Below are 9,198 nucleotides of genomic sequence, written 5' to 3' on the forward strand. Positions count from 1 at the left end.
CATCAGCTGTGATCCGGCATCAGACGAAAGGCTTCCCGACCTTGTACTTTTCCGGCACCAGCCGCTTGAGATAGGCCATGCCGGCATCGGACAGCTGATTGACATCGGGCTTCATGAAATTATCCGGCATATGGCGGGTCTTGCCGGCGACGTTCTTCAGCGGCACCTTCTTCAGCACCGTTTTGGCGCCGTCATATTGCAGCGCCACCGAGCCGCCGCCCTGTTCAGCGACAGTGACGGCGAAAGCGCCGGCATCGAACGCCTCCTGCGCGTCGACCGTGCTGATGGCGCCGACATAGCCGCGCGGCATGTAGCCGAGCGCATCGACGCGGGCGCGCTTGCCGGGCAGGCCTTCGGCCAGTGCACGCTCAAGTGCGGCCGGCAGATCGCTGCCCGACAGCTTGACGTTGCCATGCGCATCGCGCTCGAGCTTGTCCGGCGGCACCAGGCTTTCGACCAGCGCCTTGCCGTCGGCGGTGCTGACGCCTTCCGAGACAGCGACGATGCAGCGTTTGTGGCGGTCGAGCGTGGCGCGCACGTCGTCGATGAAGCCGGCGGCCGAGAATGGGCGTTCGGGCACATAGAGCAGGTGCGGGCCGCTGTCGGGGTCGAGCTGCCATGCTGCTGCGGCGGCGGTCAGGAAGCCGGCATGCCGGCCCATGACGATGCCGACATAGATGCCGGGCAGCGCGCGAAAATCGAGGTCGACGGAGAGAAAGGCGCCGGCGACGAACTCGGCCGCCGAAATGAAGCCCGGCGTGTGGTCGTTTTCCTCGAGGTCGTTATCGATGGTTTTTGGCGCATGGACGAAAGCGATCGTGCCGCCTGCGGCATCGGTCAGGATCTGCTGCGTGCCCGACGTGTCGTTGCCGCCGATATAGATGAAGGCATCGGCGCCCGCCTTCTTCAGTCCGTTGAGGATGACGTCACAATAGGCGGCATCCGGCTTGTCACGCGTCGAGCCAAGGGCGGCACTTGGCGTTCCGGCAATCAGCCGCAGCCGATCCTCCGGGATTGCCGAAAGATCGACATAGTTGCCGTCACGGATACCGCGCACGCCGTGGATGGAACCGAGAACCTTGGCACCGGGATGCCGCTTGCGGATCTCCAGTGTCGCCCCGACCACCGTCTGGTTGATGACGGCGGTTGGGCCGCCGCCCTGCGCGATGACAAAAGTTCCGGCCATTCCTGACGTCTCCCGAGCGATGAATTCGCAGGCACATTCGCCTGTCTTTCGCTATCGCGCAACGGAAGAGTGGAGCGGGTGACGTGTCAGACGACCACCACCGGGTTTTTCTTGGAGACGCGGCTGTAGAGGTCGATGATGTCCTGGTTGATCAGGCGCACGCAACCCGACGACATCGCCTGGCCGATGCTCGCCCATTCGGGCGAGCCGTGGATACGATAGCCGGTGTCCTTGCCGTCCTGGTAGATATAGAGGGCGCGCGCGCCGAGCGGGTTGGTGAGGCCGCCGGGCTGGCCGGCCTGCCATTTCACCAGTTCGGGCTTCCGGGCGATCATCTCCGGCGGCGGCGTCCAGGTCGGCCATTCCCTGCCGTACTGGATGTTGGCGCGGCCGGACCAGCGGAAGCCGTCCTTGCCGATGCCGACGCCGTAGCGGATGGCGTCCCCACCCGGCTGGACGAGATAGAGCATGCGCTCCTGCAGATGGACGACGATGGTGCCGGGTGCCTCGCCTGTCGTGTCGACGACGATCTGGCGACGGAATTCCGGCTTGACCTTCAGATACGGCACTTCCGGCACGTTGAAGCCGCCATCCGTCAGCGCGGCATACATGACGCCGGGGCTGGTGATGTTCTTGTCGACACTGATGCTCGGCCGGATCGGCACGGAGCTGGTGACGGTATCGTCGAGTTCGAGCGCCGGCAGGCCACCGCCCGAGGTCGAGCAACCGGCGGCGCTGAGCAGCGCCAGCGCGCCTGCCCCGGACAGGATGGCGCGGCGGGAAAGATGATGATCGGCTACGCTTGCGTCGCCGTTTCGCGGCGGCGTTGGACCTTGCGGCAACTCACCCATATACCCAAACCCTACGCTGTCGGCGGGAAGCACGGTCCGGCCGGATAGCAGGCATTTTCATCATTCATGGTTGATAAAGCGTGAAGGCCTTGCACAGCCTGCGTTTGCGCATGACCGTGTTGGCTTTCGACCTCCCTCTCGACCCGTCGACTGGGGAGCTGCTGCGCGAAAAGACCTCGGTCGGGTCATAATCCCGGCGCTGGCGCTTCGTACTCCTCAAGCGATCAGCGAGGGGCCTCCATGTGCAAGACGTTAAAAACCGACATCACGCTTTTTGCCGCGGCCATTGTGGCGGCGGCAACCGTTCTCGGTGCCAATGTCAGCCTGGCCGATATCGTGAGCGCGCTGAGCGGCGCGAACTGACACCGGCCTGCCGTTGGCGAAATTAGAGAAATCGCCTCTTTACATTCTCCCGGACCCAAGGATTTATCCTCTTCTTTACGCTCAAAGGAGACGAGCATGTCCTTCGAAAACTGGGCCGCCTTCGCTGCCGCATCGACGATCCTCCTCATCATCCCGGGTCCGACCATCCTTCTGGTCGTGTCCTATGCGCTGGGCCAGGGCTGGCGCACCGCGCTGCCGATGGCCGTCGGCGTGGCGCTTGGCGACTTCACCGCGATGACCTTGTCGATGCTGGGCATCGGCGCGCTGCTTGCGGCCTCGGCGACCGTCTTCACCATCCTGAAGCTGATCGGCGCCGGCTATCTGATCTATCTCGGCGTGAAACTGTTCCGCGCCGGCGGCGCGCTGAAGGCCGAACCGCGGACCGATGCGGTGTCGTCGGCCAAGATGATGGCGCATGCCTGGCTGGTCACCGCGCTCAACCCGAAAAGCATCACCTTCTTCGTCGCCTTCCTGCCGCAGTTCCTCGACCGGCACGCCGATTTCTGGACGCAGATGCTGATCTTCGAGACGACTTTCCTGGCGCTCGCCTTCGCCAATGCCTTCGGCTATGCGCTGATCGCGGCACGCGCACGCAACGTCGTGCGCAATCCCAAGGCAATCCGCATCTTCAACCGCACCGGCGGCACGCTGCTGGTTGGCGCCGGCATCGCCACGGTGGCGATGCGTTCGGGCAATTAGGCTCTATTCTGAATTCTGATCATGACCCCGAAACCCGGTTTCGGGATCATGATCAGCCTCACCACTTGACGCTGAATCCCAGATTGCCTTCGAGGATACGGCGTTTGTCGCCGCCGAGATTGGTGGTGTAGTCGCCGGTGGCGAAGATGCTGACCTTGTCCGTCACCTTGGCGATCACGCCGCCGCCGAATTCGAACGAGGTCGATCTGCCCTCGGTCGAGATGTCGGTGGTGTCGAAATTGACATGGCTGGTCCCGCCGAAATCATGCCAGATGTTGGCTTTGAGGTAGGGCTGCAGTGGCACGCCGTTGATAGCAGTCTCGCCCTGCAGCCGCACGCCCAGCCGGCCGGTGACGCTGTCGTCGGGATCGAAGGAAACCGACGAGAACAGGTCCTTGGTGTCGTCAAGCGACAGATGCTGCCAGACCAGTTGCGCCTGCGGTTCGAGCGTCCAGCCTTGTCCCAACGCTATGGGATAACCGCCTTCCAGCGAAGCGGTGATGCCGGTTCCGCCGATGTCGATGCCGACATCGCGCGACGATGTCGCGTTTCCACCGAAGAACGTGGCCATCAAGACGCCGTCCAGATACCAGCCGCCCTGGCCGATGCGGGTCCAGTAGCCGCCGACACTGGTGCCATCGAGATCGATACCGCCGACGGACAGATTGTCCTGTCCCAGCGCCTGGCCGCGCACATCTCCATTCATACTGGCATAGGCAATGAACAGGCCGGCGCGATCGACCGAACCGGAGCTGGTTTCTCGACCGAACACGTCGAAGCCGCCCTGGAAGCCGAACAGAGTACCGTCGAAGGACGGCGAGACCGTTCCCGAATAAGCCATCTTGCTGTCCTGGCCGAAGATACGGCCCCAGACCGGCGACAGCTCGGTGTTCGACAACAGGCTCTGCTCGCCACGCCGTTGGTGGAAGGTGCCGAGCGTCGTCATTGCCAGATGTTCGGCGACCGGCGGTAAGGCCGAATAGACCGGAACCTCGATGCGATAGAGCAGGATTTCCTCTCCCCCGGCCGGTGTTGGCAGGTCGGGCGCTTCCGTCGGCACCGGTGGCGGTGGCGGTGGCGGATCCGCTGGTGGCGCCGGTGGTGGTGGCGGCGGCGGCTCGGGCTCCGGATCGGCGGCCTGCACTGGTGGTGTCGGGTCGACCGGCGGGTTGTTGATGTCGCCCTCGGTCGGCGGCGGCGTTGGCGGCAACTCGGAAGGCGGCGGGGGCGGCGGCTCGGCCGCCGGCGGCACCGGTTCCGGCGGCGTAGGTTCGACCACTGGCGGGGCTGGGGCCGGCGGGGCCGGCGTGTTCAACGTCGAGCGCAGGTACCAATTCTCCTCGCTGCCGGCGCTGACGCCACCCTTGAACAGATAATATTCGAAGGCACCGGCGGCGACCGGTGCGTCGAGCGCGAAGGTGGAGGCGCCCGAGTTGGCGCCGTTGACCGCCTGGACGACCATGATGCCGTCCTGCGTCGTCGCAGCACCGGCGCCGCCGAGATTGACCACGGAGATGCCGGTCGAACCGGAAGCCGTGCCGCCCGACAGGACAAGCCGGTCGGACGCGGAACTGTCATCGCCGAGTTCGGTCTGGATCAACAGCAGGCCGCCCAGGCCGGTATAATTGCCTGATATCGTCAGCCGATCTGTCGCGCCGGTGCTGCCGTTGGTCAGATCAATGCGTCCGGCATTGGTGACCTGCGCCAGCTGGCCCGCCGTAAAGGCCTGGATCGCCGCGTTGAAGCCGCCGCCATAGAGCGTGCTCGCGGCATCGACGCTGAGCGAACCAGTCCCGGTGCCGCTGTCGCCCAGCACAAGATTGCCGTCGAGCGTCAGCTCGGTGTCGTCGGTGGCGCCGATGCTTTCCCAGTTCTGGAGCCGGCTGATCCCATGCAGCTTGACGTTGTCCAGGGTCAGTGCGTCGGTGCCGAGGCCACCAGTGATTGCATCCGTGGCGCCGAGATTGGCGTTGGTGAGGTTGCTGAGCTTGGCGGTGTCGTTGTCGCCGCCGAGATCGACGGCGCCATAAATGATGCCGCCGCCATTCCAGACGAAGTTGTCGGCGCCAAAGCTCATCAGGATGTCGCCGCCCACCGTGCCGCCGGTGACCGTCACGCTGTCATTGCCACCGCTGACGCTGATGTTGCCGCCGATGGTGCCGCCCGACAGGATGATCGTGTCCTTGTCGAAGCCGGTGACGAGGTTGCGGTCGATGGTGCCGCCTGACATGTTGAAATAGTTCTGGTCGAGCTTCATGTTGACGCGGCCGATGCGGCCGCCCGTCATCACGGCATTGTCGCCATCGTCGAAGAAATCGACGATGCGGCCGCCCGTCATGGTGAACGTGTCAAGGCCATCGCCCTGGTTGAGCGAGCCGATCTGGCCGCCGCTCATGTTGAAATCGTCGATGCCGGCGCCCTGCTGGACATTGCCGGCTACGGTACCCGCGCCAATGGTGAAGAAATCGGTGCCGCCGCCCTGATCGACAGTGCCGGTAATGGTGCCGGACTGCATGTTGATGCGATCCGTACCGACGCCAAAGGTGACGTTGCCTGATATCTGCCCGGTCCCGCCGGCGGGGAAATTCAGCGTGTTGTCGCCATCGGCATCGGTGAGGCTGCCGCCTGATGAGCCGCTGTCGCAGGTGTAAACGGTGTTCCCGGCGGATGGGCCCAGCACGCATGCGGCAAATGCAGCGGAACTGGGCAGCAACGCAAAGGCTGTAGTTGCGAGAAGGCTAATGAACCATGGATGTAGCCCGGGCGGCCTTCGCCGCAGCAAAGCAACTGTGTCTTCCGCATCCTCCGAACGACTGTTCGGAAGCCTGTTTTTCAGATGCCGCATCGCGCCCCTCTCGATTCGCGATTTCAAGCCCCCGCCCGATGCCGCAATGAAGACACAATTCGTTCGCCTTTACAAAGCCTAATCTGCCCCGCATGGTTGCTAAACTGCAAAGACTACTGAAATGGCCCAGAGTAGCGCGTGGTTGGCACGTTTGTGGTCCATGCCTTAAGATTGTCCTGGCCCGAAGGGCGTGGCGCCCGCAACGGGCCGATCAAAGGATGTTGCATGGCAATCAGGGACGCATTCGGCCTGACATTTTCGGGCGCGACGGAGCCGGGGTTCACGCCCTACAGCCAGGCAGTGCGTGAACTGCAGTGCTTCATCGGCGATCCCGTAGCCTCGATCGACCGCGCCATTGCGGAAGCTCCCGGCTTCGTCATGGCGCATGTCTTCAAGGGCTATCTCTTCGGCCTCGCCACCGAGCGGGAGGCGACGGCCGTGGCCAAGGCTTGCCATCAGGCCGCACTGCCGCTTGCCGCGACCACGCGCGAGCAGGCGCATGTCGCGGCCCTTGGCCATCTCGCCAGCGGGCGCTGGCATGATGCCGGAGCCATGCTTAGGGATATCGCCATCGACTTCCCGCTCGACGCGGTGGCGCTGCAGACCGGACATCAGATCGATTTCTTCACAGGCAATGCCCGCATGCTGCGTGACCGTATCGGCCGCGCGCTGCCGTCCTGGCAAAGCGACATGCCGGGCTACCACGCCATCCTCGGCATGCAGGCTTTCGGGCTGGAGGAAATGGGTGACTATATCAGGGCCGAGAGGCTTGGCCGCGCCGCGATCGATCTGGAGCCACGCGACGGGTGGGCGCAGCACGCCGTCGCCCATGTCATGGAGATGCAAAGCCGGCAAAGGGATGGCATCGCCTGGATGCGCGCCAATCCCGAAGCGTGGACGAAGGAAAGCTTCCTCAAGGTGCACAATTGGTGGCACCTGGCGCTGTTCCATTATGATCTCGGCGAAACGGACGAAGTGCTCGCGCTCTATGACGGCCCCATCTACGGCGCGCGCTCGACGCTGGCGCTCAACATGGTCGACGCCTCGGCAATCCTGTGGCGGCTTTATCTCGTCGGTGTCGATGTCGGCGACCGCTGGACGGCGCTCGCCGCCAACTGGGTGCCCAAGGCCGGCGCCGGCAACTATGCCTTCAACGATGCCCACGCGATGATGGCCTTTGTCGGCGCCGGGCTCGACGCGCCGGTTCAGACCTTGCTCGACGCACAGCGCGAGGCCATGTGTGGCGGCGATGACAACGCGGCTTTCACCAGGGATGTCGGCTATCCCCTGACGCTCGCCATCAAGGCGTTCGGCGAGGGCAACTACGCCGAGACCGTGCGGCTGATCCCGCCGATCCGGGCGATCGCCCACCGTTTCGGCGGCAGCCACGCCCAACGCGACGTCATCGACCTGACACTGATCGAGGCGGCCCTGCGTGCCGGGGACGATGCGCTTGCCAGGGCGCTGACGGCAGAACGATCGATGGCACGGCCCGACAGTCCGCTGTCGGCGCTGCTTTCGCGGCGTGCGGCCAATTTGTCAGAGAATTGACCCGCGACCGATCTTGTCTTAAAAACTGACCAAGCCAGATTTTTTCGAGGCTCGAAAAAATTAATGGCAAGGGAGGAAACCATGTATCTCGGCCTCGATCTCGGGACATCGGGCGTCAAGGCGCTGCTGATCGATGCCGGGCAAACCGTCATCGGTTCCGGCCATGCGTCGATCGACGTGTCGCGACCGCATCCAGGCTGGTCGGAACAGAACCCCGACGACTGGATCCGCGCCTGCGAGGAGGCGATTGCCGACCTCAAAGCCAGGCATCCCGGGGAGTTCGCCGCGGTCAAGGGTATCGGCCTGTCCGGCCACATGCACGGTGCAACGCTGCTCGATGCCGCCGACAAGGTGCTGCGCCCCTGCATCCTGTGGAACGATACACGCAGCCATGCCGAAGCGGCGGCGCTTGACGCCGACCCGCGCTTCCGCGCGCTGACCGGCAACATCGTGTTTCCCGGTTTCACCGCGCCGAAGCTTGCCTGGGTGAAGAACAACGAGCCAGCCGTGTTCGCCAAGGTCGCAAAAGTGCTGCTGCCCAAGGATTTCCTGCGGCTCTGGCTTACGGGCGAACACATTTCGGAAATGTCGGATTCCGCCGGCACGTCCTGGCTCGATGTCGGCAAGCGCCGCTGGAGTGCCGACCTGCTCGCGGCGACATCGCTCGATGAAAAGCAGATGCCGTCGCTGGTCGAGGGCACCGAGAAGGCAGGCGCGCTGCGTGCCGAACTGGCCTCGAAATGGGGTGTCCCGGCCGGCATTCCGATCGCCGGTGGCGCCGGTGACAATGCGGCCTCGGCCTGCGGCATGGGCACGGTCGGCGCCGGCAACGCTTTCGTTTCGCTCGGCACGTCGGGGGTGCTGTTTGCCGCCAATGCTTCCTATCTGCCCAACCCGGCAAGTGCCGTGCATACCTTCTGCCACGCGCTTCCGAACACCTGGCACCAGATGGGCGTCATCCTGTCGGCAACCGATTCGCTCAATTGGCTGTCCGAAATCACCGGGAAGAGTGCCGGCGAGTTGACCGCCGATCTCGGCGACACATTGAAGGCGCCCAGCGGCGTGTCCTTCCTGCCTTATCTCTCGGGTGAGCGCACACCCTACAATGATTCCGCCATTCGCGGCGCGTTCACCGGGCTGGCGCATGAATCGAGCCGTGCCGTGCTGACCCAGGCCGTGCTGGAGGGCGTCGCCTTTGCCTTCGGCGACAGTCTCGAAGCGTTGGCCAAGGCCGGCACGACCTTGACGCGGGTGACGGCGATCGGCGGCGGTTCGCGCTCGCGCTATTGGCTGAAGGCGATTGCCACCGCGCTTCAACTGCCTGTCGACATTCCCGCCGACGGCGACTTCGGCGCCGCCTTTGGCGCTGCGCGGCTCGGCCTGATCGCGGCGACGGGTGCCGATCCGCTCGAAATCTGTACGGCACCCAGAACGGATGCCACGATCGAACCGGACGTGACGCTCGGCGGCGCCTATGCGGATGCCTATCAGCGCTACCGAGCGCTGTACCCGGCAATCAAGGTCGCCACTGCGTGAGTCGGCGCGAGGCACCCCCCTCTGCCCTGCCGGGCATCTCCCCCGCAAGGGGGGAGATTAGCAGCGTTGGCGGATATGCCAGTCCTGCAAGGTGGGGCATTGGCGAAGGCGCGGATGCCAACCAAGCTCCCCCCTTGCGGGGGAGA

The 9,198-nt window shown here is 64.4% G+C and carries 7 protein-coding genes; 4 read left to right on the plus strand and 3 right to left on the minus strand.

The genetic code is table 11. The features are described 5' to 3' along the window. Positions 1-19: 19 nt before the first annotated feature. Together NKJ06_RS23550 and NKJ06_RS23555 are read right to left on the minus strand one after the other, a co-directional pair. Positions 20-1,186, minus strand: coding sequence for a diphosphate--fructose-6-phosphate 1-phosphotransferase (locus tag NKJ06_RS23550; RefSeq protein WP_352628325.1), 1,167 nt, complete (start codon positions 1,184-1,186; stop codon positions 20-22). Positions 1,187-1,272: 86 nt separating this feature from the next. Then, positions 1,273-2,037: a L,D-transpeptidase gene (locus NKJ06_RS23555; RefSeq protein ID WP_352628327.1), complete on the minus strand. Its 765-nt coding sequence runs from the start codon at positions 2,035-2,037 to the stop codon at positions 1,273-1,275. A gap of 240 nt (positions 2,038-2,277) precedes the next feature. Here NKJ06_RS23555 and NKJ06_RS23560 point away from each other — a divergent pair, with 240 nt between their 5' ends. Together NKJ06_RS23560 and NKJ06_RS23565 are read left to right on the plus strand one after the other, a co-directional pair. Then, on the plus strand, positions 2,278-2,400 hold the full coding sequence (locus NKJ06_RS23560) for a hypothetical protein (RefSeq protein ID WP_352628329.1): 123 nt from the start codon (positions 2,278-2,280) through the stop codon (positions 2,398-2,400). A gap of 96 nt (positions 2,401-2,496) precedes the next feature. Further along, on the plus strand, positions 2,497-3,120 hold the full coding sequence (locus NKJ06_RS23565; protein WP_111545008.1) for a LysE family translocator: 624 nt from the start codon (positions 2,497-2,499) through the stop codon (positions 3,118-3,120). A 58-nt stretch (positions 3,121-3,178) separates the two neighbouring features. On the opposite strand, the gene NKJ06_RS23570 is transcribed toward NKJ06_RS23565, so the two are convergent. Next, a complete protein-coding gene (locus tag NKJ06_RS23570; protein WP_352628330.1) occupies positions 3,179-5,965 on the minus strand; it encodes an autotransporter family protein in 2,787 nt (928 codons plus the stop codon). A gap of 225 nt (positions 5,966-6,190) precedes the next feature. On the opposite strand from NKJ06_RS23570, the gene NKJ06_RS23575 reads away from it, so the two are divergent. Further along, positions 6,191-7,516, plus strand: a complete 1,326-nt coding sequence (locus tag NKJ06_RS23575) for a tetratricopeptide repeat protein (RefSeq protein ID WP_352628332.1) — start codon at positions 6,191-6,193, stop codon at positions 7,514-7,516. A gap of 81 nt (positions 7,517-7,597) precedes the next feature. Beyond that, positions 7,598-9,052: a xylulokinase gene (xylB, locus tag NKJ06_RS23580; RefSeq protein ID WP_352628381.1), complete on the plus strand. Its 1,455-nt coding sequence runs from the start codon at positions 7,598-7,600 to the stop codon at positions 9,050-9,052. The last annotated feature ends 146 nt before the right edge of the window (positions 9,053-9,198 follow it).

The organism is Mesorhizobium sp. M0293, assembly GCF_040321735.1.
Taxonomy (GTDB): domain Bacteria; phylum Pseudomonadota; class Alphaproteobacteria; order Rhizobiales; family Rhizobiaceae; genus Mesorhizobium.

What these genes read in the sequence shown, in the direction of transcription:
- NKJ06_RS23575 (WP_352628332.1), top strand. Translation starts at nt 6,191, where the DNA reads ATGGCAATCAGGGACGCATTCGGCCTGACATTTTCGGGCGCGACGGAG.
- NKJ06_RS23565 (WP_111545008.1), top strand. Translation starts at nt 2,497, where the DNA reads ATGTCCTTCGAAAACTGGGCCGCCTTCGCTGCCGCATCGACGATCCTC.
- xylB (WP_352628381.1), top strand. Translation starts at nt 7,598, where the DNA reads ATGTATCTCGGCCTCGATCTCGGGACATCGGGCGTCAAGGCGCTGCTG.
- NKJ06_RS23555 (WP_352628327.1), bottom strand. Translation starts at nt 2,037, where the DNA reads ATGGGTGAGTTGCCGCAAGGTCCAACGCCGCCGCGAAACGGCGACGCA.
- NKJ06_RS23570 (WP_352628330.1), bottom strand. Translation starts at nt 5,965, where the DNA reads ATGCGGCATCTGAAAAACAGGCTTCCGAACAGTCGTTCGGAGGATGCG.
- NKJ06_RS23560 (WP_352628329.1), top strand. Translation starts at nt 2,278, where the DNA reads ATGTGCAAGACGTTAAAAACCGACATCACGCTTTTTGCCGCGGCCATT.
- NKJ06_RS23550 (WP_352628325.1), bottom strand. Translation starts at nt 1,186, where the DNA reads ATGGCCGGAACTTTTGTCATCGCGCAGGGCGGCGGCCCAACCGCCGTC.